This window comes from Geobacter sp. AOG2 (genome assembly GCF_019972295.1).
GTDB lineage: Bacteria > Desulfobacterota > Desulfuromonadia > Geobacterales > Pseudopelobacteraceae > Oryzomonas.
The window spans coordinates 2,642,810-2,667,487 of the sequence record NZ_BLJA01000001.1; the positions used below are offsets into that span (position 1 = coordinate 2,642,810).

Below are 24,678 nucleotides of genomic sequence, written 5' to 3' on the forward strand. Positions count from 1 at the left end.
GTGAACAGCATTTACCATATCAATGAACTCAAGATGGCCTTCGGGGACCGGACCGTCCTCGACGTGCACCGCCTGACCATCGACGACAGCCGCCTCCATATCCTGACCGGGGCCAACGGAGCGGGCAAGAGCACCCTCCTGGGCCTCCTGGCGTTTTTGACCCCTCCCACCGCGGGAGAGGTCGTGTTCGACAACGTCCCGGTCCCCTGGGGCAGTCCGGCCCTGTTCAGATTGCGCCGCCAGGCCACCTTGATGCACCAACTCCCCTACCTCTTCGCCGGCAGCGTTCAGGAGAATGTGGCCTACGGCCTGGGAGTACGCGGCATGGGCGCCACGGAGCAGCGGCAGCGGATCGCCGAGGCGCTGGCCCAGACGGGCCTGACCGGCTTCGACCGGCGCAACGCCCTCAAACTTTCCGGGGGGGAGATCCGCCGGGTGGCCATGGCGCGGGCCCTGGCCCTCAGGCCACGGGTGCTGCTCCTGGACGAACCCCTGGCCAACGTGGACCATGAAACCGCCCGGCTGCTGGAAGAGTTGATCACCTCCTTGCCGCAACAGGGGATATGCGTTATCATGACTACACACGAACCGAATCACGCGGCGCGGCTCGGCGGCACGACCATCCATCTGGTCTCCGGCCGTGTCGTGCAGGCGGACGGGGCTGCCGAAGGGCCCGTACCCGAAGCCGACTGTGCCCCGGCACGCCGGATCGCCGCGTCTGCAGTCACCTTGTGACCACACCCACCATCATCCCGGAGGAATCCATGACCACCCGTTCCGTTTCATTCGTCGCAAAATCGGGCACCGGCAAGACGACCCTGCTGGAGAAGGTTATTACCGAACTCAAGGGCCGGGGCTACCGGCTGGGGGTCATCAAACACGACGCCCACCGCTTCGATATCGATCATCCGGGCAAGGACAGCCACCGCCTGACCCAGGCCGGCGCCGACACCATGCTGATCTCCTCGCCGGAAAAACTGGCCGTCATCAAGAAACACGACGCCTCCCCACCCATCGAGGAGTTGATCGCCACCTATTTCGGCGACGTGGACCTGGTCCTGACCGAGGGGTTCAAGAAAAGCGGCCTCCCCAAGATCGAGGTCCATCGCCGGGAGCGAAGCGATACCCTGCTCTGCCGGGGCGAGGAACACGACCCGAGCCTTTTGGCGGTGGCCAGCGATGAACCTTTGAACCTGGACGTGCCGGTGCTGGACCTGAACAACCCTGCACAGGTGGCGGATTTCGTGGAGGAGCGGATCATCCGTGCAACTGACTGACTCCCTGGGGAGAACCATAAACTACCTGCGCCTGTCGGTGACCGACCGCTGCAACATGCGCTGTTCCTACTGCATGCCCGCAGAGGGTGTTGCCGACCAGGGGCACGACGCGGTCCTGCGCTACGAGGAGTTGCTGTTGATCGCCGAGGCCGCCGTGGGCCTGGGGATCGAGAAGATCCGCATCACCGGCGGCGAGCCGCTGGTTCGGGCCGGCATCGTGGACTTCCTCTTCCGCCTCTCCAGGATCGACGGCCTCCGCCACCTGGCCCTCACCACCAACGGCCTCCTGCTGGAGCGAATGGCCGCCGACCTGCACGCGGCGGGGGTGCAACGCCTGAACGTCAGCCTCGACTCCCTCAATCGGGAGACCTTCGGCGCCATCACCCGGGGCGGCGATCTGGATGCGGTGCTGCGGGGACTGGATGCGGCCGAGCGGGCCGGTTTCCCGCCCCCCAAGATCAACATGGTCGTCATGGCCGGGGTCAACGACGGAGAGATCCTCGACTTTGCCGAACTGACCCGGAACCGCGGCAATTCGGTGCGTTTCATCGAATACATGCCGGTGATCAAAGATGAGGGGTGGCAACGCTACTCCATTCCCGGCGAGGAAATCCTCCGGCGCATCGCGGCGCGCTACCCGCTGGAGCACGTATGCAAGGGCGCCTATGCCGGCCCCTCGCGGGACTTCCGCATTCAGGGGGCTCAGGGGACCCTCGGCATCATTACCGCCGTGTCGGGCCACTTCTGCGAGGAATGCAACCGCATCCGGGTAACTTCCACCGGCCAGGCCAAGGGATGCCTGTTCTCCGACGACACGGCCGACCTGAAGCCCTATCTCCGGCCGCCGGACCCCGTACAACTGGCCCAGGTCCTGAAGGCGATCGTCACGGCGAAACCGGAGGGGCACCACATCACTTGCGACGGGTACGGGCACAAGAACTTTACGATGGCACAGATCGGGGGATAGCCTCCCGTGCGGTTAGTCGCGGGAAGTAATTCCGAGCTATTTTGGCCGGTGCCCAGGCGCGGCGACGCAGGTGTAGCAGGACCTACATTTAGGAGCCGCAACGACGGCAGCGGTCAAAAGAGCCGGAATGACGAGTACGAACTAACCGCACGGGAGGCTAAGATGGCACAGGTGGACGCCGTCTGCATCAGCGAGAAAAAAGGAGAGCGCAAGACGCCGGTCAGCCGGGTGGAATTGCGGGAAAACCACGGTATCGTGGGGGACGCCCATGCCGGCGACTGGCATCGCCAGGTGAGCCTGCTGGCCCAGGAGAGCATCGCCAAGATGCAGGCCCTGGGGCTGGACGTGCATGCGGGGGATTTTGCCGAGAACATCACCACCAGCGGTATCGAACTGGTATCGCTGCCCGTGGGGAGCCGCCTTCAGGTGGGGGAGACCCTGCTGGAGGTAACCCAGATCGGCAAGGAATGCCACACGCGCTGCGCCATCTACTACCAGGCCGGCGACTGCGTCATGCCCAAGGAAGGCATCTTCGCCAGGGTCATTACCGGCGGGGTCATTCGACCGGGGGATGGGGTGGAGGTGGTCGGGGTGGCTGATATCACTTTATAGGACTTATGGGACAAATGGGACAAATGGGACTTATAGGTCATGGGACTTATAGGTCATGGGACTCATGGGACAAATAGGACTTATGAGAGTCATAACCCTATGAAGTCCTATATGTCCCATATGTCCCATATGTCCTATAAGTCCTATTAGTCCCATAAATCCTATAAACCCCATAAACCAATCTCACCTTCCCCCACCCTAGGGAATCGTCACCCTGAAAGTCGTCCCCTCACCCTCCACGCTTGATACCTTGATATCCCCGCCGTGATCCTTGATGATGCCGTAGGAGATGGAGAGCCCCAGGCCGCTGCCCGCTGCCCTGGTGGTAAAGAACGGGGTGAAGATCTTTTTGAGATTTTCAGGTTTGATCCCCCTGCCGGTGTCGGAGATGCTGATCTCGCAGCCTTCCAGAGGGGCCAACCCCCTGGTGGTCAGGGTCAGGGTGCCATGGTTGTCCATGGCCTGCACGGCGTTGAGGATGAGGTTGGTGAAGACCTGCCGGAGCTGGTCCCCGTCTCCGCGAATCACGGTCAGGTTGGGGTCATACTTCCTGACCACGGTGACGGCGTCCATGGGGATCTGGTGGCCGATCTGGCCGATGATGCCGTCCAGAAGGCCGTGGATGGGCACCTCGCCCCGGTGGTGTGCCTTCTGCCGGGCGAATGCCAGCAGATTGCCCACGATCTTGGCAATCCTGTCCACCTGCTGGCTGATGATCCCCACCTCCTCCCGGTTGGCGTGCTCGGGAGGCAGGCACATCTCCATGACCTCGATGTTGCCGCGGATAACGGCCAGGGGGTTGTTGATCTCGTGGGCCACGCCGGCGGCGATGATGCCCAGGTCGGCCAGTTTCTCCGCCTTGGCCAGATCCGCCTGGGCATCCAGGAGGAGCGCGTTCTTTTCTTCCAGCTCCGCCGTCCGCTTCTGCACCTTCTGCTCCAGGCTCCGGTTCAATATGGTGATCTCGGATTCGCGCTGGGCCAGGGCGCGGGTCATCTGGTTGAACTCACCGGCCAGATCCCCCAGTTCGTCGGCCGAGCGGAGTTCTATGCGCAGGTCTCGCTCGCCCAGGGTCACCCGGCGGGTAAGCTGTTCCAATTCCTTGATGGGATTGGCCAGATGGGTGCCGATAATGCCGGAAACGGCCAGCCCGACCAGGGAACTGACGAACAGGACCGCGACCAGGATGGAATTGACGTTGTTCTTCAAGGCACTGTACTGCTTTTCCAACATTCCCACGTACAGGGAACCGACCACCTCGCCGCGCAGCCCCACGATCGGCTCGTAGGCGGTCAGGTACCAGTCGTTCACCACAAACGCCCGCCCGACCCACTTCCGGTTCTCCAGGATGACCCTGTTGTAGACCTCCTCGGAGAGCTGCGTACCGATGGCCCTTCTGCCGTTCGACGCCAACACGTTGGTGGCGATGCGGGTATCGCCCAGGAACAGGGTGGCGGTGCCCACGTCCTGCCCCCTGAACTTCACCCCCTCGTAGACGGTCTGCTTGATCTTGTCCACAAGGTCGTTATTGTTGTTGAGCAACTCCGCGCCGTACAACGCGCCGATGACCCGGCCCGCGCCGTCCAGCACCGGCGCCGCAGAGACCATGATCATGCCCGACCGCTCCACGAGACTCCGGGGCGGCCGGGAGTGGGGCGTGGTCACCACGTCGATACGCGCCCGGTCCGTCAGTCCCTCGCTTTCGGCGGCCAGTTGTTCGGGGGAAAGAATCGTGGTACCGGTAATGGTATTCCCCTTCAGGGCCTGGTCGATAAAGTAGACCCCGGTCGGCACGTCGCCGAACCGGGCCGGATCATGGGCCCGGAACAGGACCCTGCCGTCCTTGTCCACGGCGGTCAGGATATCCAGATGCTTCTTGCGCAGCAGGGGGGTGAGCAGGGAGGAGATGGCCCGGCGGTCGCCGGAACGGATGGACATGGCGGCAAAGGGATTGTCGGCGGTCAATTCCAGCAGTTCGCCGATGCGGCGCAGTTCGCCGTGGTACGCTTCACGGGCCGAGTTCAGGTCGGTCCTGACCTTTTCCTGAGCCTGGCTGGTGATCTTGGCGTCGATGATGTAGAGTCCGGTGAGGGAGCAGATGAAGAAGGCGACGAACAACGGAGCCAGTGCCCCCACCGTCAGTTTGGCCCGGATGGGAAAACGCCGCGGCATCAGGGATCGACCGTATCCGTCGGAGCGGTCTGCACGCCGTACTCCTCCAGTTTCCGGTCCAGGGTCCGGCGGGCGATGTCGAGAATCTTGGCGGTCCTGCTCTTGTTGTTGCCGGTCTTGTGAAAAACCTGGAGGATATGCTCGCGCTCCACGACCTCCAGGGGGCATAGCCGCTCCACGGCCCTCGATCCGTCGGGCGGGGCGCTCTTCCAGACCGGCAGGTTCTCGGCGGTGATCACCGTGCCGCGCGCCAGGATGGCGGCCCGCTCCACGGCGTTCTCCAACTCCCTGATGTTGCCCGGCCAGGCGTAGGAGCGCATGATATGCAGGGCCTCGGGGGTGAAGTTGACAAATTCCTTCTTCATGCGCTGGGAGATCCGGCCCAGGAAGTACCGGGCCAACGGTTCGATATCCTCGACCCGCTCACGCAGGGGCGGAAGATTGATGGCGATGACGTTCAGGCGGAAAAACAGGTCCTCCCGGAAACGCTTCTGGCGCACCTCCTCCTCCAGATCCTTGTTGGTGGCCGCCAGGAACCGGATGTCCACCGACCTGGCCTTGGTCTCCCCCACGGGGATGTAATCCCCCTCCTGCAAAACCCGCAGCAGCTTGGCCTGAATGGCCGGACTCATGTCTCCCACCTCGTCCAGGAACAGGGTCCCGTTGTTGGCTTCCTCCAGAAGTCCCTTCTGGTGCGCCACCGCGCCGGTGAAGGCGCCTCGCACATGGCCGAAGAGCTGGCTCTCAAGCAGCGTATCGGACAGGGTCGCGCAGTTGATGGAGAGGAAACGCTGCTCCCGGCGGGGGCTCATGCTGTGGATCAGGCCGGCGATCAACTCCTTGCCGGTCCCCGACTCCCCCAGGATCACCACGTTGGCGTCGCTCTGGGCCACCTGCACGGCCATCTCGTAGACCTGGCGGAACGCGTCGCTGTTATAGACCAGATGGCCCGACTGCGGGGACTTGCCCAACTCGTCCTTCAGGGCCGAGTTTTCCTTGAGCAACTCCTTGCGTTCCAGCACCTTGTCCAGTATCCCGAGGATCTTCTCCTTGGGAAACGGCTTGGTGACATAGTCGTAGGCCCCCAGTTTCATGGCCTCGATGGCCGAATTGATGGAGGCAAAAGCGGTCATCATGACCACCGGGATATCAAGCTTGAGTTCCTTCACCCGCTGGAGGATTTCCAGGCCGCCCACGTCGGGCATCTTCACATCCAGGAGCAGCAGGTCGCTTTCCTCCAGCGCCCGGTGTTCCAGGACACGCATGAGGGCCTCGCCCGAGGTGAAAATCTCCACCTCAAGCCCCTGAGCGGTCAGGATCTTGTTCAGATAGCGCAATATTTCGACTTCGTCGTCGCAGATGATGACCCGCGCCTGGTACATTCCCGGCCCCCGCTCCATCCCACCGCCTCCCGCCTCGGCAACATCATTATCTATTTTTAATATCATGGGCTTATAGTACACTGGATGAAGAAAATGGACAACCACTAGAATCGGGGGTGGCTGAAATTATTTCACCGCCCGGACGGCGTCGTTGAAGCGCTTGCAAAGTGGCCCCGGCTGAGTGTATAAATGAGCCCTTCCTCAATCCTGTGGGCAGTATGCAGACAGCTCATCTTGGCCTTTTCGGAAGCACGTCGGTCGCTGGTGGGCCGCCCGGTCTTCAAAACCGGTGGGGGGGATGAGAAATCTCCCCGGTGGGTTCGATTCCCATGTGCTTCCGCCACAGACTATCCGGCACAGTCCGATGCAGTATTTAAACCCACTGGAAATAGTGGGTTTTTTATTGTCTGTTTGAATCGCCACCAGTAATCTAGACACTTCCTGCTTTCAATAAATGCTGTCTTTCAAACTCAACCGGTGACAGGTCGTCATTGTAGCCATGACGCCGGATTGGATTGTAGAACATTTCGATGCAGTTGAATATATCCTGCCGTGCTTCTTCCCGATCTTTGTATGTCTTCCGCTTGATTCGTTCCCTTTTCAATAGCTGGAAAAAGCTTTCTGCAACTGCGTTGTCGTAGCAGTTACCCCTCCGGCTCATGCTGCATACCATGTTGTGTGACTTCAAGAAATGCTGCCAGTCACTGCTGGTGTACTGGCTACCTTGATCTGAATGGATTATTACCTGGTTCTTGGGCTTGCGCCGCCAGACAGCCATCAACAAGGCATTGAGAACAAGATCGACGTGCATCTTCGGCTGCATCGACCATCCGACAACCTGTCGTGAGAACAGGTCGATCACAATAGCCAGGAACAACCACCCCTCATAGGTGCGAATGTAGGTAATGTCCGTGACCCAGGCTTGGTTGGGCTGCTGAACATCAAAATCCTGCTGAAGGTGATTCTCGGCCAGGATGGCGACGCTGCCGCCTTTGTAGCGCGGTTTCCGGTAGCCGATCTGGGCCTTGAGCCCTTCCTGCTTCATCAGGCGGGCAACACGGTTCCTGCCACAGGTCTCGCCAATTTCGCGCAGGTCCTTGTGGATCTTGCGGTAGCCATAGACGCAGCCGCTTTCCAACCAGAACTGCTTGATGAGTCCCAACAAACGCTCGTCATCCTTCTGCCGTGCTGACTTGGGCTGGTTGAGCCAAGCGTAGTAGCCACTGCGATGAATCCTCAGCATGTGGCAAAGGTTACGGATGGCAAACTCATCCTGGTGCGCCCGGATAAAGGCATACTTCACTTGGACTCTCTTGCGAAGTATGCCGTTGCCTTTTTTAAGATATCTCGCTCTTCCGTGACGCGTTTAAGCTCAGCTTTGAGGCGTCTGATCTCGGTCTGCTGATCTTCAACGTAGGCGGCTTGCTGGGGGCCGTGGCCATACTTCTTGAGCCAGGCATAAAGGCTGAATGCGGTTACACCAAGTCGACTGGCAACATCAGCTACTGAATGGCCGCGCTCGGTGATTTGTTTGATTGCTTCTTGCTTGAATTCGTCGGTGTAACGCTTGTCGCTCATGGTGACCTCCTGAAGCCATCTTTTATAACTCAGGAGTGTCTACGATTCTAGGGGCGATTCAGGTATTAACGATGCCAGAACCGAAACATCTTGTAATTAAGTCCGCCGATCTCCCCATACCTCTGGAAGTGGTAGGCCCTAATGGAGAGCAGGAATTCTATCTCTTACAACCTGCGACAAAGCGTTTTGGCGCATATCTCAATAAGATCGCCGAGCCGTTGCAAAAAATGCTTTTCGGCAAGAAATAGTATTTAAAAAACACATATTATATAACCTCGCCCTGTAGCAAGCATACCAAACGGAACAGCACAGCCAGGGGCAATCACTCAAATGCGCACACGCGCAGAAAGGATTGTTCATGGCTATTTTTGTATCTGGAGATCACGCGCCCATTCAACCCGCCGGCTCGCCAGGGTTTGCCGGCTCGGCCGGCATCCCTGGCGGGACGGCGGAACCTTCCTCAAGCATGGCGTTATCTGTAACACGCCATGCGCAAAATCCACTATCAGACAGTTTCGAGTTTCTTGTCTGCGGGATTGACTCCCTTGATCTGGGTCTTTATATCCTGTGGAACTACAAATTCAGTGACTTCATTTCAAAGCTGGATGAAAAGAAACAGGATGCCATGAGGGCAAACGGCGTCTTGGATCACAATCCCCATGAACGGCAGTTCATCCATCTTGCCGCCGGTAAGCCGCCAAATTACCGTTATCATCTTCAATTCCCCGAATATCATCTTTATCTATCCATCACCGAAAAGGCCGAAGGTTCCCCGAATGGGTATCTCTCCGTCAATTCGGAAGCATTATGGAAGTACGGTCTCCCCTATGTCCTGGAAACCCTGGAAATCGACCTGTATCATTTCGGCGGCACGATAGAACGCATACAGCCAAGCCGTGTTGATATGTGCGCCGATTACCGCATACCCGACGGGCTTACTCTGCCCTTTCTTGAAGCTCACCGGGTATCGAGGGCCAAAGAAACAACCTTCCACCTTCGCCATGATGTTCTTGAAACCTATTATGTCGGTTCCCCCTCCGCTCCTGTCCGTCTGCGTATCTATGACAAGGACAAGGAGATTCACGCCAAGGGCACAAAATTCTGGTTCGCGGAAATTTGGAACACTGACGACATAGCCAAAGTCTGGCGGGTAGAATTCCAGATGCGGCGGCCATTCCTCCGGCAATTCGGTATCAACAGCCTGGAAGACCTCTGGCAGAAAATCGGCGGGGTGTGGGCATATCTGACAGAGGAATGGATTTCCTTACGCCTCCCGGACAACGACAGGACGGCAAGAAGGTCTGTCCTTCCCTGGTGGGAACATGTCCAGAAAGCCGGTAATGCCTACGATTCGGCAGGTGGTGTGCGGCGTTCTGGTCAAAGTGACATGCTCGCCCCGGTGGAATGGTATGTTTCCCACGTTGCCGGGTGCCTCGCGTCCGTTGCGGCCCGGCTCAATATTGACGACTGTACTGAGGCGGTCAAGGTGCTTGGCGACAATCTGGAAGGACACTGGCGACATAAGGACTTTAAGAGCGAAGTGCAAAAACGTTCAATTCGTTTGGGCCGAATCAGTTGCGATCAGGAAGGGGGCGGTCTATAATGCAAACAAAAAATAACTGCAACCCGCTCCCTGAAACAGGCCTTGTGAGGCTGTCGCAAATTCTTGGGAACAAGAAAAAAGGGATACCGCCTATCATACCCGTGAGCAAATCGACGTGGTGGGCTGGCGTGAAGTCGGGTCGCTACCCAAAGCCAATAAAGCTGGGAGAGCGGACGACCTGCTGGAATGTCCTTGATATTCGTCAGCTTATTAACCAGTCAGAAACATAATCATTTATCATACGAGTTAAAGGCGATGAAAATGAAACGAATAACTGATGTCCCAAACACCTCAAAAGAGATGCAGAAATTATACGACAAATTCTGGGACGAATCTGGAGACTTTAGAAAGTTGCTCCCTGAAATTGATGCTTTTCTCCAGAAATACCCGAATTACGTCGAGGCATTAGTTCTCAAGGCTAGATCATTGATGGCGATAGGCCGAAACAACGAAGCTCTGAAGTGTCTAAAAATGGCAAAACGTGCCGATAGATGGCGTTTAATTGGCCGTTTTGATGAAGCTGAGATTTACTTAGATAAAAAAAAGCACGAGGAATCAGTCAAAGTCTATGTAGAGGCAGTTAAAGCATATGCTGTGGAGTTGAAAAATGGCATGGATAGTTACCTGCTTTGCTGCAATTCGGAAAGCAAGGAGAAGCTAAAAGAGCTTACTCAGCAGGCTCTGGCCGACTTCTTCGCTCAAGACGAAGAGAACAAACCATTTGAAAAACTGCTCGGCAATTTCATGAAAATGAAGGACGAGTTTCGTGACAACTAAAATCAACGTATAACAGGGCAGCGGCAAGCGGTCTCCGCTTCGCTTTGTCGTTACGCCCCCACGACGTTGAAAGGGCGGAATTGTTTGGGTAACTTTCCGGGTAAGTACAAAAATCTTATTTAGTTTTTATTTTAAATTACGAAGCGTTACTTTGATTTTTGTATTCCCATGTGCTCCGCCAATTTCTTCAAGCGCCGGGAAACCGTGACGCCCGTTGCTGCGTAAGATCCGTCCATGGCGCGGCGTTTTCCGGCACCGAAAAGAACTGTCTCCGAGGCCGCCCACCACTACGACATGTGCCCTTGGGACTCTTTATGCTTGCTGGAAAGACCGAAAGCCGGCCTTTCCCCGGTGAACGACATCGTTCTCGCGCTTCTTGCCGCCATGTCGATACATGACCCGCATACCATTATCAGAGCCCAGATTGCCAGTTGGGCTGTTTTCCACGCTGGCTGTGCTTGCGAAACCGACGGGATAAGGTCGCGAGGGTTTTTATGACATACTGCATGAATCCAATACTGATTGCGGGATTGGCAGGTTGCCTGATCGGCGGGGCAATCTCGGCGTATTGCTTTTCGGTTATTTCCCATCGAAAAATAGATATGTACAAAAGGGCCTTGATCCTCCTGAAGCTGTTGAAAAACAACCTGAAGCACCTGGACGGGAATGATTATCAACCGGACAAACTGATCGGGAACACCGATGTGGACAATGCCGTTTTCGCTCTCATCCCCTACTTACCGGTCGGATTAAGAAAACCCTTCAACGACCTGTGGGTTACCTATCGCTTCGACAAGTTTTCAAAAACGAACAGACCGCCGGGCGAATATACAACCCTTGCGCCCGGCGATTCGAAAAAGCTCATAACTGACCGCACACATGAACTGATAAAATTCCTCAACGAAATCATCTATAGCGTTTGACGGGCGTCGGGGCCATACCGGCTCTCGATGGCGGGCAGACCGGGGCACGTTGCCCCTGCGGGGTTCCCTGGCTTTTCTGAGGTAAGGAGACGGGTATGCACCTGATTGAAATGATATGGAACGGCCTCGGCGGCGTCGGCCCTCAGGCGATGGTATTAAAAATCTGCTTCATGCTCTTTCTGGTGGCTTTGTTCTGGATTATCTGCGAGTTTGCCAAGCACATCATCACCGTCGGCGCCAGGTTCCTGACGGACGCCCTGCGCTATCTTGCCGTTGTGGTCAGAGGCTGGCCGGAAGGACCGGAAGAAGAGCGCTCCAAACCAAAGGAAACCGTGCGATAGTTTTGTGATTCACCGCCCGGGGGACAACAAGGGACAAGCGCCTACCGTCGCCTCGGCAACGCATAATTGCCTGTCATCCTAGTGTCCCGTGCGGTTAGTCGTGGGAAGTAATTCCCGGCTATTTTGGCTGGTGCCAAGACGCGGCGACGCAGGTGTAGCAGGGTCTACATCAAGGAGCCGCAACGACGGCAGCAGTCAAAAGAGCCGGAATTGCGAGTACGAACTAACCGCACGGGACACTAATATCCCCCGAACCGCACCATCCCGGCCTGCGCGATCACATCGCCGCGAACTGCCGTTCCAACCCCTTCGGGTCCTTTGACCACAACTCGTTCACCTGGAGCGACATGGGGTCGGGGAAAATGTCTTCCTGGCCGGCCATGATCCCTTTGACAATGTTTTCCGCGGTAACATGGACATCCGTCTTCGGCATGTCAAAGTCACGAGCCATGTCGGTATCGATCGGGCCGGGAAAGATTCCGTGTACGGAAATGTTTTTGGCTTTCAATTCCGCACGAATCGCCTGGGTTGCGGAAAAAAGCGCCGCTTTCGATGCGCAGTAGCCTCCGACTGCGGCCATGCTGGCAAGGCCGATAACGGAGATGACATTGGCAATCGCCCCGCCGCCCCGCTTCTCAAACACGGGAACGAACGCCCGGACCATACCGATGGTGCCGAAATAATTCACGTTCATGTCGCGCTTCAAGGCATCGGGATCGCCGGAGACGACCGACGCAAAGGCCGCAACACCGGCATTGTTGATGAGCAGGTCCACATCCTGCGCCAAAGCGGCGGCCTTGTTGATAAGATCCTGGTCGGTGATGTCCAGGTGCACCTTGACGACCCGCGCATCTCCGAAATCGGGCAGATCGGCAATCGTACGCGCCGCGGCATAGATTTTACCGGTGGGCTGTTTGAGCAACGCTTCGACGAGAGCTTTGCCGATACCGCGATTGGCGCCGCTGACAAAGATTGTTTTGTTTTCGAGTTTCATACCGGTTCTCCCTTGTTGTAAGCCTTGGTTCGGCTCGTTCCCTTGGTCGGAAAGGTTGTCGTGTTGGGTTCTCTGCCTATTTACAACACACTTTGATGATACTCTTCGTTGGTAAACGATCTCAATACATTTGCGTGGGGTGTCCGGCACCCATTATTTGCCTTCGAACCGTGCCCAATACGCTGTGCGCTTATTGCTCTCCTTACCCATGGGCCAACTGGTTACGATTATAAAGGCTATGACCAGAAATACCCACATCACGATGATCCCGATTATGCTCATACTTTCTCCCTTGCCACCAAAGATACCTTATTCGTAACAAGAGCATACCACAGAAAACGGCAAGTGCCGCAGCATTGTCGGGATTATCTTTGGAGAAGAAAGCGGGGATCGGCAGCCGTCTCGCAGAGACGGGATTGAAGAGGCGGGGGGTATGAGAGACAGGGGAATGAGGGGAAGGCGCTGTCCCATCGCCCCCCTTCTTCCCGCCGACGGCCTTGCCCATACCCACCTATGGGATCAGGGCGCCGGGTTCAGAATGTGGACATCGCGGCGGGGGAACGGGATCTCGATCTGCCGGTCCCGGAAACGCTCTATGACAGCCTGGTAGATGGCGGCCTGGGCAGGAATGAAGTCCTCCACCTTCACCCACGGCTTGATCGCCAGGCCGATGGAAGAGTCGTTCAGGGCGGCTATGCCGACCACCGGGGCCGGTTCGGGCAGGACATAGGGGCTGTTTCGCAGGATGTCATGCACTGTCGAGAGCGCCAGGTCGAGGTCCACGCCGTACCCGACGGTGGCCTTCAGGTCGAGCTGGCGGATGGTGCCGTAGTTGTGGAGGATCTCGCCGACGATCTTCCGGTTGGGAACGATGACCCTGGAATTGTCCGCATGCAGCAGGGTGGTGGAGAACAGCGCGATATCCGTTACCTGGCCGTAGATTCCGAGCAGTTCGATATACTCGCCGATGGCAAACGGTTTGGCGAAGATGATCGTCAACCCGGCAACCAGATTGCCCAGAATCCCTTGCATGGCAAGGCTGACGCCCACACCGGCCACGCCGATCCCGGCGATGAGCGGCGTAACCTGCACCCCCATCTGGCCGAGCGCCATGACCCCTATGAGCGCTATGATCAGGAGCTTGACGACCTTGACGATCAGGTTGGTGACCGGCTCGTCGTACGCCCGCGACTTCAGCCAGCGGTGGATGAGATTGCCGGCCCAGCGGGCGATGAATACGCCAATGCCCATGAGGATGATGGCGGTGAGGATCTGCATGCCGTGATCGACGAAATAAAAGATCACCTTCTCGGTCAGTTCCGGTGAGGTTGCCGCGGCCGCTTTTTTTGCCAGTGTGGTGTCTGTCATGGGAAAAGAGTATCACGGGATGGTGACGTTGACAATACTGCGGTAACCGGGGCTCAGATTGCCCGCCTCAGGCAACCTGGCGACGCCCCGATACCAGCGGCGGAACATCCGGAACATCGCGCCGCGGAGATAACTCCGGCTGAACCGGCGCAGCCGAGGTTTCAAGGTGCGGTTCCATGACCGAGCAGAGCGTGATGGACGCCGCCTCCAGCACCCCCAGGATCTCTTCCGGCCGCCGGATGGCCGCGGAGAGTCGGATCATGCTTTCCCGGATGGCGCCGGAAGCTGCAAGAGGAATTCCCTCTTCCATCTCCCGTTCCCGCAGCCGATGCAGACACCTGCCGATGGCCAGGGTCGCGAGCCCCCCCTCCACGATGGCGCCGAGCCCCCGGTTCAACTTCCCGGCGGTGACGAGCATGCCCAGCACCCGATGGTGAGTCCGGGCGCGGCGATTCTCCACCGTCCGCAGCGAATCCGTGGCGGCCATGACGATCAGGTCGCTGACGATGGCGAGCAACAGGGAGCGCAGACGCCGGGACGGGTCGATGGGGAACAGGAAACGAAACGACAGGATGGCGACGCCGATCCCGCCGAGGGCGGCGAACGCGCCCGCCGCAAAGGCGCCGGGGGGCGGCACCTCCGGCAGGCCGGGCTGCATGATGAACAGGAAGAAGAGCATGGCGTCCATGGCTCCCTGGGCCGTGCGCCGGTGAGACAGGGCCATGATGCCGGCCATCATGACCGGGATGGTGACGACCCCTTGCAGGAGCGGGTCGCTCGCCCCCGGCAGGATGACCAGACGGCAAAGAAGCGCCGCCGCGACGCCGACCGAGGCCCCGGCGAAGACGTGGGTAAGTTTGGCGACCGGGTGCTCGTGAGTGGAAAAGATACTGACCATGATCGAGGCGGCCATGAGCATCAGCGGGCCTTCCTCCCACCCGGCCGTCAGCCAGAGCAGCCCCACGGCGCCTATGGCGCATGCGGCGCGCAGCGCCGACCTGCCGGCTTCCTGCCAATCCCGGTTACGGATGTACTGGTTTGTCGCCGGCCGCTCCGGGCCATGGGCTGTGGTATCCCACTCGTCGATGACGAGGTGCAGCGCATCGGCGAGTTCCCCCATGGCCTCGGCCAGAAGCGGCAGATGGGCAGCAGCCCCGGCCGTAAACGCCTCCAGCCCGGCGGTGGCCTGTCTGGCCGATTCGCGCTGTTCCAGCTGCCGCGCCGCATCATCCAGGAGCCGGGCGAGGGTTTCCCGCCACGGGGCCCGGCCCACCCCCTGCAGGTGCAGGTAATCACCGGCCAGTTTGCCGGCTTCCAGCAAGGAGAGAAGCGAGACGATCAGATTCCTGATGCGGCGTTTCCGTTTCCTGAGATCGAGGGAACCGGCCCACGCGGCATCCATATCCCCCTCGATGGCGGCGATCTCCACGAAGATATCCTGCCGCAGCGAGACGAGATCTTCCTTCCTGTCCCCGCGCAGGACCAGCGCCACCCATTCCAGATCCGCCCCGGCGACCTTGGTCAGCCGGTCCAGCAATTCGCGCTTGCCGCGGCGATGGGTGAAAAACAGGGTCACCGTGGTGGAGACGACGATCCCGATGACGATGCAGGCGATCCGTCCGAAGACCAGGTCGTGCAGGTGCGGCGGGCTGTTGTGCCCGGCCATGGCAATGACCGCGCCGGTGCAGCCGGCGATGAGGGCTCCGTAGGAACGGAGACCGTACAACAGGTTGCCGGCGCCGACGCACCCCGCCAGCCAGAGGGCGAGCAGGATGGTGAGCATGGCCGGCGACGACGCGGCGTGGAGCATCATCATACCCGCAATCGACCCCATGGCCGTGCCGACGAGGCGGAAAAAACTCTTTTCCAACAACAGCCCGCGGGTCGGCTGGATAACTATGAGCGCGGTCATGGCCGCCCAATAGGGGCATTCCAGGTGCAGGTGAACGGCTACCGCCAGGCTGGCCAGGGCGGCAATGGTCCCCCGGGCCGCCAGGAGGAAGTTTGGCCTCTGGCGGCGCGCCAGACGCCGCAGATAATGGCGCCTCATCGTTTCACCCGCTTCCGCACGGTATTCACGGCCGACTCCAGGGAGGCGATGAACGTACCGAAAGCGGCGATCTCCTCATCGCTGTACGGGGCGAGAATCTCATTGTCCAGAATGGTCAGGGTTTTCCGTACCCGGGCGACGGCCGCCTGTCCCTCGGGCGTCAGGAGGAGCAGTTTTGCGCGACGGTCGGTGGCGTCCTCCGACCGCCGGACCAGCCCTTTTGCCACGAGGGCATCGAGGAGGCGGACCAGGGAGGGGCCTTCGATGCCGACGGAGGCGGCCAGGTCCTTTTGGCGGACCCCCTCCCCCAGCAGGTAAAGATGCAGGAGCGGACGCCACGTGGCATCCGTCAGTCCGGCGGAATGGAAGGTGGCGTCCAGGACCTGGCGCCAGTGGCGGGTCAGAAGGCCAAGATGGAAAAAGAGATTGCTGCGGTCAATAGTCGAAGATGAATTATACATATAAGTATAATTAGCATACTATCTAATATCATGTCACCTGTTTTTTTCCAATCATCCGGGACCGGCTGGTTCCATGGGACGGAGAGGCAACATGAATCCCGGAGGTCCCGGAAAGATATACCCTTGCAGACGGACGGAAAATAGTATATTTGGAGATAGATACAACAGCCCTGAAGGAGACCATGCCATGAAACACACCGCTGCCGCCATGTTTTGTCTGCTTGCATTCGCTGGAACGGCCTTTGCCGCTCCCGAGGTGATCAAACTGAGGAACAAGGTGACCTTCCCCCATAAAGACCACATGGCCATCACCGGCACCTGCAGCGCATGCCATGTGGACGGCGTCGGCAAGATCAAGGGGTTCGGCAAGGATTGGGCGCATGAGCATTGCAAGGGATGTCATATAAAGATGCAAAAAGGCCCGGTCAAATGCTCCGGTTGCCATAAATGGAGCGAATAACGGAGACAATCAAATTAATATATTTTAATATTTTTTTTATAATTTATAACTCCTTGACGTTACAATTTAATTAATGGCAAAATTTTGGTCATGCTTGTATCCACGACCCATTGCAGCCATTGCGGAACAGCCTTCGAGGCCGACGGCAGAGACGGCATTTATTCCATCCGCGTCGACAGCAGGGGTTTTCTGCTGGAGGTCATGGATGGGGAGTTGATCCCCGGCGCGCTTCATTACTGCTCTCCCGAGTGCATGTTCAAACGCCAGCAGGGCGTGACCCCCGAAAATAATATCTTCGATTTTGCGGGTCTTTGATACGACACGTCATTAGCGCACCACGGCCCGGACGGCCCTTTCCCCCATACACCGCCTTAATTATTTTCTCCCCGCGGCAAACCCTATCCAATGACAAAACCGTAAATCGGTAGTATACTCATACCTGTTGTTGTAACCATTCATCGCCGGACCGACTGTTCGACAGACGGCCGCCGAACCCAGAACGCACAAAGGAGAAACCAGCCATGAGACGAACCTTGACCACACTTGCACTCCTCATAGCCGTCGCCATCCCCGCCGTAAGCCAGGCGACTCCCATGCGACCAGGCCCCTATGTCACCGGTTTCCTCGGCATAACCGTGCCCAAGGCGGCCAACGCGTCGGGGGTTGACTATACCTCCACTCCAGCGACAGATTTCCAGGAACGTATTGAGTTCGACCCCGGCGTTTATATCGGGGGCACCGGCGGATTCGACTTTGGCTTCCTGCGCCTGGAAGGCGAGCTTTCCTACAAACACGCGGAAATCAGTACGATCACCGGGTCAAACGGTAGTCAGCTCACGAATCCCGACGGCTCTCTCGGCGCCCTTGCCTTCATGGGCAACGCCTTTGTGGACCTGCACAACGACAGCCCTGTCACCCCCTACCTGGGGGGCGGCATAGGATTTGCCACGTTGCACCTGAGCGACACCTATGGCGGAGCTCAACATGGGCTTCTATATTCCGCCGCTGACGACACCGTCTTTGCCTATCAGGTTGGCGCCGGGATGGACTTTGCCATTAACCGCAGGTACTCTCTGGATTTGGGATACCGCTACTTCAACACCGACAAAGCCAATTTCAATGGCGATTGGGTTACGGCACACGGCATAAAATTCGAGAGCCACAACGTGGCGGTCGGGTTCAAGGTCAAGTTCTGATCTCCGGCATTCCCTCCGCAACAACGGCAACAAGACGCAAAAAGCCCCGGACCTTTGGTCCGGGGCTTTTCTTTTGTCATCGCACCCAGCGGCCTATCTCATCACGACGGTTGCCGTAGCACTGCCGTTACGCAGGTCGATGCCGTGGGTCGAACCGGCGGCAATCACCCCGCTCCCCCAGCCGAGCCCGTACACCCCGTAGAATGCACCGGGAAGCGACTGCCCCGCGGAGCCGCCGGGAAGGTTCGCCATGACCACCGGATGCCCGGCTCCGCCTCCGGCGTTCATGGCCGCGCCCACCGTGGTGTCGCCGGTCAGGGTGCCGAGGCTGTCGATGATCATGCCGCCGTGGGTCACGAACAACTGGCCCTTGGTCGGTTTCAGGATGCCGGCCATCCCCCTGCCCATGCCGAAGCCCATCCCCTGCCCCATGCGGGTCATGTCAAAAATGGTGGTGATGGAGTTGGCCGTGGCCGGCGCGGCAACCGCCGGGGCGTTGGCGGCAGCGTTGACCATGCCCACGGCCTGTCCGGCCGTACCGGCGAGCGCCATGGCCGTGCCCCGGCCGTAGAAGTCTGCCGCATCGGCAACGGCCGTGAAAGCGCCGTTGGCGGGTGACGCCGTGGCTGCGCCGATGCTGCCGGAAGCGGCATCATAGGTGTACACCTGGATCGGGTCGCTGGACAGCTCGATGCTCCGCCACAGGAGTCCGGTGTAAGGATTGAGGTGGCGGTAGCGGACCTCGAAGGGGACCGCATCTCCGGTTACTGTCTGGTAGAAGCTCATCCATGCTCCCGAGGGATGCATGGCGGTGGTGAGCTGGGCCGTATATTCGTTCCCGGCGTTCAGGGTGATCGTGCCCAGGTTCACACCCGTAGCGGGGGTCGCCCCCTTGTGCACCGTGATTCCTTTGACGATGGCGGTCTGCACGCCCCGGCCGCGCACCAGGATGTCGTAGGTGGCCGTGGTGGCATTGCCGAACACCGGCAGGGGATAAAGGGTGAAGGCGCCGGTGGTCTTATCCACGCCGGTCCAGCGCCGGACGATGCGGTAGTTTGTCCCCGAGGCGTTGGCGGGGTCGCTCGGGTCCTTGACCTGCTCGGCCTTGACCACGATACGCGAGGTGGAGAGATTGCCGAAGGAGACCGAGCCAGTGATAGCGCCCACGGCGTTCATGTCGAAATAGCCGAGCCGCGGTTTGAGGATGAACTCCGTGGCGCCATTGGGGGCCACCTCCACCACGTCGTTGTTCAGGTTGAAATCCAGGGCCAGCTTGACGTTGCCGCCGTCGGTTACCACCACGGGCGACTCGGGGATCAGCCGGATGCCGCCGTCGGGGGTCGGGATGCGCAAGGCGTAATGGGCGGTGTCGCCGGTAAGTTGCACCTCGTTATTGTAGGTGAGTCCCAGGGCACCGGCCGAAGTCGTCAGGGCATCCTCGGTGGAGGCCAGGTAGATTCGGATCTGGCGGTACGTACCCACCGGCAGGGTGAAATTGCTGAACAGGGCGGCACCGCCGTTGGTATCGGCGTACATGGCGCCGTTGGCGAGCTGGGCCAGGTCCACCGTGACCGGCGCCGCGAGGGTAATGGTCTGCCAGCCCGTACTGGTGCCGTCCGCGTTGGCGTCGGTGTGGAAACCGACCCTGGTGACGGTGATATACACATGGGTATAGTCGAGGGAAGGCGCGTCGGTCACGTCGAGGCTCACCGTGCCGCTGGGCGCGGCGCTGCCTCCGGAACCTCCGCATGCGGAAACCAGCAGCGCCAGGGAAAATGCCAAGGCCGCTTGGGCCAGTGTCCTGAATATGCTTTTCATGCCTGAACTCCTCACAGGGTAATGCCGGGATGACCCGGAAAATGCGTTTGCCACAGAGCCACATAAGCGCGGAGAGAACTAAAGCAAAAGATTGCGTCGTGCAGGGGCGCCCCGCCCCCTATGGTAGCGATTTTCTCCGTGTCTCAACGGCTCCGTGGCAAAGCAGCCGTTTATCAATTAATAGGCCGCAGCCATGCGACAATTGTGTTTTTTCCGATAGATGTTCCTGCTGGCCCGGTTCTGTTCGCGGGTCAGCCTGCGGCGCTCGCAGGCGGTCAGGTTGCCGTTGGCCTTCATCCGCGCTTCGCGCTGCTGGATCCTGGCCTGCTGGGCATTGAGCCTGCACGCCTCCCGCGGGGTCAACTGACCGCTGGCGACCCCCTGGTCGATCCGTTGTTGCTGATTCAGCTCCCGCTGCCGGATGCCGGGATCGTTGGTATCCGCGAGGGCTGCGCCCGACAACAGGGTTAGTGCGAGTGCGACAAAGAGTGATAGCGTGCGGTTCCGGTTCATGGTCATGCCTCCTGAAGCATCATTGATTTTATGAATCCTATGAGTGGTACAACGCGCCACATTCCCCCCGGTTGACCGGTTGATCGTTTTTATTTTCGAGCGAGGCCCTTCACAAGCTGCCGGCCCCCGAAGGGACTGCCGCTGCGGCAGGGCAGGCGCTTCTCCGGCACGTTTCCCGATCCACCATCGAACCGGACGGATCGGGCGGAAGAACTCGCGGAATTGTGCGGCTGCGGTACAATTAACAAATCAAAACACAACTTGCGGGAGGTAATGAACCATGAAGGCCATGAATCGGGAGAGCATGGACAAGATCGTGAACGATCATTTCATGTCCGAGGCGACTGACGATATCGAGGGAGTGATGCGGACATTGGCGGACGATGCGGAGCATGAGGTGATCGGCGGGCCGGACGGGCCGCTACGGGGGAAACCCGCGATCCGTCGTTTCTACGAACGTTTGTTCCCGGATATAAAGGGTGAGGGCGTTGAGCCGGTGATGCGCCTGTACGGCGACGACTGCATCATCGACGAGGCGATCTGGATCGGGCACATGGTCGACGGACGGGCCTTCAAGCTCGACGGCAGGAGCGGCAAGGTGCGCCTCCGGCTTCTGCACGTGTTCACCCTACGGGACGGGCTCATCACCAAGGAAAACGTGTGGTTCGATTTCGACGGCCTCAAGCGTCAACTGGATTGACCGGGCCGCGGCGCTGCCGGGGAGGCGGCTGCCCGGCAACGCATCCTCATATCACCTACGACACTGAAACGGTCTAACAATTACGGCTTACCGTCCTTAAGCGTTCCGCGAAAACGTTCCCGCAACGCCCTGCGCTCCTCGGGGGTCATATTGCGCCATCGCTCCCGGATTACGCGCCGTTCCTCCGGCGGGATGCGCTGCCACTCCTGGCGCAGGGCGTTGCGGCGCTCCGGCGGCAGGGCCTGAAACCACCTGAAACGCTCCCTGACCCGCTCCTGTTCCTCGGGAGAAAGACGGCGAAACTCCTCGAAACGCTGCCGGAGCAGGTTCTTTTGCTCGGGCGGCAGATTTTTCCAGCGCTGGAAGCGTTCCGCCGCCTCGTTGCGTTCGCCGGAATTCATGCGGTCCCACCGATCGGCCCCCCTGCGGAGCCGTTCCTGGCGTTCGGGCGGCAGATTTTCCCACCGGTCGGCAAAGGGCTTCAACAGTTCCTGCTCGCGCGGCGTGAGCGTGTTCCAGGATGGCCCCTGCGCACCCGCATTCATGGCCAGCATGAGAAACCAGACCCCCGTCAGCAGCATGCTCCGCAGATATCTATTCATCGTTTCCGTCCTTTTGCTCGGTGCGTTCTTTGTTCTCCGGCCTGGGCTGCCGGGTCTTCTTCACAGCGGGCTTCCGCTTTTCGCCGCGGGGCGGGACGAGCCCTTCCTCTGCAAACAGGAGCGGGTCCACCGGCTTCCCTTTGGCTGTCTCGAAACTGCCCAGGTACTCCAGCATCTCCGGGTCGGGCCGGGCCGCATCACGGGCGAATGCGGCCGAAGGGATCAGCGCCAGGGCAACGACCAGGGCGGGCAGGCTATTTTTCATCATGGGTCTCCGCCAGCCAGCGATAGAAATCGAGATCATCTATCATTTCGACCCGTTCCCTGGCGGCCATCTGGTCCAGGTATTCAAGGGGCACGCCGGGAGGGGCGGGACGGGGGGCCGTATGCCAGAACGACACGGCCACCATGATGACCGCCGCCGAGGCCAGCCCGCCGGCGGTCAACCAGCGGGGAAGGAGCGCACGGCGGCCGGGGGCATGCCCCGCCCCGGCGACGGCTTGGCGACGAGCCTCCTTGAGCCGGTCCAACACCGGGCCCGGCAGGTTCCGGTTTGCCCGGTCCAGTTCACGGACAAGCCGGGAACCGAATTGATCATCATCCTCTTTGCGCATACCTGCTCCACCTTCCTCCGGCATAGCATCACATCCGGGACACTACTGCCGGTATTCCTCCAGCAATTCACGCAACGCATGGACCGCGCGGAAATAATGGGTTTTGACGCTCCCCTCGGAGCACTGCATGGCGCGGGCGGTCTGGCTCACATCCAACCCCTCCCAGGAGCGGAGCAGAAAAGCCTCCTGCTGGCGGGTGGGAAGGGAGCGGATCGCCCGGTCCAGCGCCCGGCCCAGGTCGTCCCGTTCCATCTGGTCATGGGGGCTGTTGTTGGCCGGGTCCGGGACCTCCAGCAACAGATCGTCATGGTCCCGGTCATCGCCGTTGCCGCCGAACCAGGCCCGGAAACGGTTGCGTACCGCCAGGCGGCGCCGGCAATCGCTGATCCTGCTGCGCAGGACCTGGTAAAAGAGCGGCGCCCAATCCTCCGGCGGTTTTTTGGCATAGCTGCGGCTAAACCCCATCATGGCGTCCTGCACCACGTCGAGCGCGTCGTCGCTGTTGCCCAGGGCGAAGTGGGCCATGCGGAAGGCCTTCCGCTCCACCCCTGCCAGGAACTGATGTAAGATCTCGGAACTGTCCAGAAGGTTCTCCCGTGGTTATCTGCCGTTCACGGCAACAAGCGGCCTTTATGCAAGATAACGATCCGACCCGCAGCCGGTTGACACGGTGCCATATTTTTCCTCATTATCCTTCCGAACTGCAACCAAAACAATAGAGACTGTCTCTTTTCCCCATTTCAGAGGCGATTAAACGATACCCGAAACGGATTTTACCGCAGGCACGGCAGGGGGAACCCTGGGGCCGATAATGCATACACTATTGAATTAACTGTCGAATACGCTCATAATCCCCAGAACGTGAAGCGGCAACCGGTGTCGACCAATGCTGAAGACATATTTTCCGCGTCTTTGTTATTGCACATCAGAAAGAAACAGGGGGGAGTTACCGTGAAGATCTGTATTTATGGAGTCGGCGCTGTAGGCGGTTTTATCGGAGCGCAACTTGCTCATGCGGGGTGCGACATCAATGCCGTGGCCCAGGGAGCCACCCTCCGGGCTTTGCAGCGGCACGGCCTGCGCCTGCAAACCGGGGATCAAGAGATTGCGGAAAAGGTGAACGCCACCGATAATCCGGCAACGCTGGGGGTGCAGGACCTGGTGATCATCGCGGTCAAGGCCACGGCCCTGGTCGACATTGCCCGTAAAATATCCCCGTTGATCGGGCCGGACACCCTGGTGATGATCGCCATGAACGGGGTTCCGTGGTGGTTCTTCGACGGCTTCGGCGGCGACTATTCCGGGATGCGGCTCGAATCGGTCGACCCTGTTGGGGAGATCGCCGCCGCCATACCGGCACGAAACGTTATCGGGTGCGTCGTCCACGGCAGCTTTTGCCTCAACGAACCCGGTTATGTCAGGCACGTTTTCGGCAACAGGCTGATCATAGGCGAGCCTGACGGAACCCTGTCGGAACGTGTCGCGGGCCTGCAAAGCCTGCTTTCACAAGCGGCAATGGACATTGAGGTCTCCCGGAATATCCAGGCGGACATCTGGTTCAAACTGTGGGGGAACATGACCATGAACCCGATTTCGGCCATTACCGGGGCGACCTGCGACAAGATCCTCGATGATCCGCTGGTCAAGAGGTTCTGCCTGGATGCCATGGCGGAAGCCGCCCGCATCGGCAACCGCATAGGGTGCCCCATCACCCAGAGCGGTGAAGAGCGCATGGCGCTGACCCGCAAATTGGGGGCTTTCAAGACCTCCATGCTTCAGGATGTCGAGGCGGGGCGGGCGGTCGAGCTTGATGCGCTGGTGGGCGCCGTCCAGGAAATCGGCCGCAAGGTCGGCGAGGCGACCCCCAACATCGATGCGCTGCTGGGTATGGCCCGGTTGCATGCCCAGGTCCGCGGCCTTTACCCGGAGGCCGGGTAACAGAGGATGCAATCCGCCACGGAGACGCCGGTGAACCCAAAATCGCTTTTACAGGGACGAACAGGATTAAGGGAATAAAACGAGAAATCCGGTTACCAACAAAAGCGGCCTCACGCGACGCCGCGTAGCAAACCGCCGTCAGCGGTTTTCTCGTTAAGGGCTTTCTCTGCGTCTCCGTGTCTCCGTGGCAGATGTGTTTTTTTGCTTCGTTTAGTTGCCTTGATTTTTCTCCGTGCCGCTGTGGCTCCGTGGCAGCGATCTCTTCCCCCCTCCCCCCTCGGCCTTGAAAAGCCGCAGGCCGTATGCTACAACCACCAACACCTATTTTATAA

Annotated in this window: 27 protein-coding genes and 1 tRNA gene; 14 read left to right on the plus strand and 14 right to left on the minus strand. The window is 59.3% G+C overall.

The window, feature by feature from the left end; genetic code table 11:
* The 4 genes from LDN12_RS12125 (at nucleotide 1) to LDN12_RS12140 (ending at nucleotide 2,856) form a co-directional block, all read left to right on the plus strand.
* A complete protein-coding gene (locus LDN12_RS12125) occupies nucleotides 1-735 on the plus strand; it encodes an energy-coupling factor ABC transporter ATP-binding protein (protein WP_223922923.1) in 735 nt (244 codons plus the stop codon).
* Between the two features lie 29 nt (nucleotides 736-764).
* Nucleotides 765-1,277 (plus strand): molybdopterin-guanine dinucleotide biosynthesis protein B, encoded by a 513-nt coding sequence (gene mobB / locus LDN12_RS12130; protein WP_223920803.1) that lies wholly within the window; start codon nucleotides 765-767, stop codon nucleotides 1,275-1,277.
* On the plus strand, nucleotides 1,264-2,244 hold the full coding sequence (gene moaA / locus LDN12_RS12135; RefSeq protein ID WP_223922924.1) for a GTP 3',8-cyclase MoaA: 981 nt from the start codon (nucleotides 1,264-1,266) through the stop codon (nucleotides 2,242-2,244). Before mobB ends, moaA begins: the two co-directional genes overlap by 14 nt.
* A 162-nt stretch (nucleotides 2,245-2,406) precedes the next feature.
* Nucleotides 2,407-2,856 carry an MOSC domain-containing protein gene (locus LDN12_RS12140; protein WP_223922925.1) on the plus strand — a complete coding sequence of 150 codons (450 nt, stop codon included), beginning with the start codon at nucleotides 2,407-2,409 and terminating at the stop codon, nucleotides 2,854-2,856.
* A 198-nt stretch (nucleotides 2,857-3,054) separates the two neighbouring features.
* Here the strand turns inward: LDN12_RS12140 and LDN12_RS12145 are convergent, their stop codons facing one another.
* Together LDN12_RS12145 and LDN12_RS12150 are read right to left on the minus strand one after the other, a co-directional pair.
* A complete protein-coding gene (locus tag LDN12_RS12145) occupies nucleotides 3,055-5,028 on the minus strand; it encodes a cache domain-containing protein (protein WP_223922926.1) in 1,974 nt (657 codons plus the stop codon).
* Nucleotides 5,028-6,410: a sigma-54 dependent transcriptional regulator gene (locus LDN12_RS12150; RefSeq protein WP_223924062.1), complete on the minus strand. Its 1,383-nt coding sequence runs from the start codon at nucleotides 6,408-6,410 to the stop codon at nucleotides 5,028-5,030. Before LDN12_RS12150 ends, LDN12_RS12145 begins: the two co-directional genes overlap by 1 nt.
* Before the next feature lie 245 nt (nucleotides 6,411-6,655).
* Between LDN12_RS12150 and LDN12_RS12155 the strand changes: the two genes are divergently transcribed.
* Nucleotides 6,656-6,753: transfer RNA gene (locus LDN12_RS12155), tRNA-Sec, on the plus strand.
* An 87-nt stretch (nucleotides 6,754-6,840) separates the two neighbouring features.
* Here the strand turns inward: LDN12_RS12155 and LDN12_RS12160 are convergent.
* Nucleotides 6,841-7,988, minus strand: a protein-coding gene (locus tag LDN12_RS12160) for an IS3 family transposase (RefSeq protein ID WP_223922927.1) whose coding sequence is annotated in 2 segments (ribosomal slippage) — nucleotides 6,841-7,754 and nucleotides 7,754-7,988 — 1,149 coding nt in all. Because the reading frame shifts where the segments join, the coding sequence is not laid out codon by codon here.
* Nucleotides 7,989-8,346: 358 nt separating this feature from the next.
* On the opposite strand from LDN12_RS12160, the gene LDN12_RS12165 reads away from it, so the two are divergent.
* From LDN12_RS12165 to LDN12_RS12185, 4 genes are all read left to right on the plus strand, one after another.
* A complete protein-coding gene (locus LDN12_RS12165) occupies nucleotides 8,347-9,591 on the plus strand; it encodes a replication initiation factor domain-containing protein (protein WP_223922928.1) in 1,245 nt (414 codons plus the stop codon).
* Nucleotides 9,592-9,852: 261 nt separating this feature from the next.
* Nucleotides 9,853-10,368, plus strand: coding sequence for a M48 family metallopeptidase (locus LDN12_RS12175; protein ID WP_223922930.1), 516 nt, complete (start codon nucleotides 9,853-9,855; stop codon nucleotides 10,366-10,368).
* 506 nt (nucleotides 10,369-10,874) lie between these two features.
* On the plus strand, nucleotides 10,875-11,291 hold the full coding sequence (locus tag LDN12_RS12180; protein ID WP_223922931.1) for a hypothetical protein: 417 nt from the start codon (nucleotides 10,875-10,877) through the stop codon (nucleotides 11,289-11,291).
* A gap of 95 nt (nucleotides 11,292-11,386) precedes the next feature.
* Nucleotides 11,387-11,632 (plus strand): hypothetical protein, encoded by a 246-nt coding sequence (locus tag LDN12_RS12185; RefSeq protein ID WP_223922932.1) that lies wholly within the window; start codon nucleotides 11,387-11,389, stop codon nucleotides 11,630-11,632.
* 277 nt (nucleotides 11,633-11,909) lie between these two features.
* Here LDN12_RS12185 and LDN12_RS12190 read toward each other — a convergent pair whose 3' ends face one another.
* From LDN12_RS12190 to LDN12_RS12205, 5 genes are all read right to left on the minus strand, one after another.
* Nucleotides 11,910-12,626, minus strand: coding sequence for an SDR family oxidoreductase (locus LDN12_RS12190; RefSeq protein WP_223922933.1), 717 nt, complete (start codon nucleotides 12,624-12,626; stop codon nucleotides 11,910-11,912).
* 153 nt (nucleotides 12,627-12,779) lie between these two features.
* Nucleotides 12,780-12,908 (minus strand): hypothetical protein, encoded by a 129-nt coding sequence (locus LDN12_RS17890; RefSeq protein ID WP_274382214.1) that lies wholly within the window; start codon nucleotides 12,906-12,908, stop codon nucleotides 12,780-12,782.
* A gap of 237 nt (nucleotides 12,909-13,145) precedes the next feature.
* On the minus strand, nucleotides 13,146-13,994 hold the full coding sequence (locus LDN12_RS12195) for a mechanosensitive ion channel family protein (protein ID WP_223922934.1): 849 nt from the start codon (nucleotides 13,992-13,994) through the stop codon (nucleotides 13,146-13,148).
* Nucleotides 13,995-14,061: 67 nt separating this feature from the next.
* Entirely contained in the window at nucleotides 14,062-16,044 is a 1,983-nt protein-coding gene (locus LDN12_RS12200) for an FUSC family protein (protein ID WP_223922935.1), read from the minus strand.
* A complete protein-coding gene (locus tag LDN12_RS12205; RefSeq protein ID WP_223922936.1) occupies nucleotides 16,041-16,505 on the minus strand; it encodes a MarR family winged helix-turn-helix transcriptional regulator in 465 nt (154 codons plus the stop codon). The genes LDN12_RS12200 and LDN12_RS12205 overlap by 4 nt, the downstream gene beginning before the upstream one ends.
* A 187-nt stretch (nucleotides 16,506-16,692) precedes the next feature.
* On the opposite strand from LDN12_RS12205, the gene LDN12_RS12210 reads away from it, so the two are divergent.
* From LDN12_RS12210 to LDN12_RS12220, 3 genes are all read left to right on the plus strand, one after another.
* Nucleotides 16,693-16,965 (plus strand): cytochrome c3 family protein, encoded by a 273-nt coding sequence (locus LDN12_RS12210; protein WP_223922937.1) that lies wholly within the window; start codon nucleotides 16,693-16,695, stop codon nucleotides 16,963-16,965.
* Between the two features lie 90 nt (nucleotides 16,966-17,055).
* Nucleotides 17,056-17,280 carry a hypothetical protein gene (locus LDN12_RS12215; protein WP_223922938.1) on the plus strand — a complete coding sequence of 75 codons (225 nt, stop codon included), beginning with the start codon at nucleotides 17,056-17,058 and terminating at the stop codon, nucleotides 17,278-17,280.
* 206 nt (nucleotides 17,281-17,486) lie between these two features.
* Nucleotides 17,487-18,161, plus strand: a complete 675-nt coding sequence (locus tag LDN12_RS12220; RefSeq protein WP_223922939.1) for an outer membrane protein — start codon at nucleotides 17,487-17,489, stop codon at nucleotides 18,159-18,161.
* Nucleotides 18,162-18,254: 93 nt separating this feature from the next.
* On the opposite strand, the gene LDN12_RS12225 is transcribed toward LDN12_RS12220, so the two are convergent.
* Together LDN12_RS12225 and LDN12_RS12230 are read right to left on the minus strand one after the other, a co-directional pair.
* On the minus strand, nucleotides 18,255-19,979 hold the full coding sequence (locus tag LDN12_RS12225; protein ID WP_223922940.1) for a DUF4382 domain-containing protein: 1,725 nt from the start codon (nucleotides 19,977-19,979) through the stop codon (nucleotides 18,255-18,257).
* A gap of 177 nt (nucleotides 19,980-20,156) precedes the next feature.
* Entirely contained in the window at nucleotides 20,157-20,492 is a 336-nt protein-coding gene (locus LDN12_RS12230; RefSeq protein ID WP_223922941.1) for a hypothetical protein, read from the minus strand.
* A 280-nt stretch (nucleotides 20,493-20,772) separates the two neighbouring features.
* Here LDN12_RS12230 and LDN12_RS12235 point away from each other — a divergent pair, with 280 nt between their 5' ends.
* Nucleotides 20,773-21,192: a nuclear transport factor 2 family protein gene (locus tag LDN12_RS12235; protein ID WP_223922942.1), complete on the plus strand. Its 420-nt coding sequence runs from the start codon at nucleotides 20,773-20,775 to the stop codon at nucleotides 21,190-21,192.
* 80 nt (nucleotides 21,193-21,272) lie between these two features.
* Here the strand turns inward: LDN12_RS12235 and LDN12_RS12240 are convergent, their stop codons facing one another.
* Genes LDN12_RS12240 through LDN12_RS12255 form a run of 4 tightly spaced genes read right to left on the minus strand, consistent with a single transcriptional unit; the run spans nucleotide 21,273 to nucleotide 22,993 of the window.
* Nucleotides 21,273-21,794, minus strand: a complete 522-nt coding sequence (locus LDN12_RS12240; RefSeq protein ID WP_223922943.1) for a DUF3106 domain-containing protein — start codon at nucleotides 21,792-21,794, stop codon at nucleotides 21,273-21,275.
* On the minus strand, nucleotides 21,787-22,059 hold the full coding sequence (locus LDN12_RS12245; protein ID WP_223922944.1) for a hypothetical protein: 273 nt from the start codon (nucleotides 22,057-22,059) through the stop codon (nucleotides 21,787-21,789). Before LDN12_RS12245 ends, LDN12_RS12240 begins: the two co-directional genes overlap by 8 nt.
* Nucleotides 22,049-22,408 (minus strand): DUF3619 family protein, encoded by a 360-nt coding sequence (locus LDN12_RS12250; RefSeq protein ID WP_223922945.1) that lies wholly within the window; start codon nucleotides 22,406-22,408, stop codon nucleotides 22,049-22,051. Before LDN12_RS12250 ends, LDN12_RS12245 begins: the two co-directional genes overlap by 11 nt.
* 42 nt (nucleotides 22,409-22,450) lie before the next feature.
* Nucleotides 22,451-22,993: an RNA polymerase sigma factor gene (locus tag LDN12_RS12255; protein WP_223924063.1), complete on the minus strand. Its 543-nt coding sequence runs from the start codon at nucleotides 22,991-22,993 to the stop codon at nucleotides 22,451-22,453.
* A 366-nt stretch (nucleotides 22,994-23,359) separates the two neighbouring features.
* Here LDN12_RS12255 and LDN12_RS12260 point away from each other — a divergent pair, with 366 nt between their 5' ends.
* Nucleotides 23,360-24,346: a 2-dehydropantoate 2-reductase gene (locus LDN12_RS12260; RefSeq protein WP_223922946.1), complete on the plus strand. Its 987-nt coding sequence runs from the start codon at nucleotides 23,360-23,362 to the stop codon at nucleotides 24,344-24,346.
* Nucleotides 24,347-24,678 lie beyond the last annotated feature (332 nt).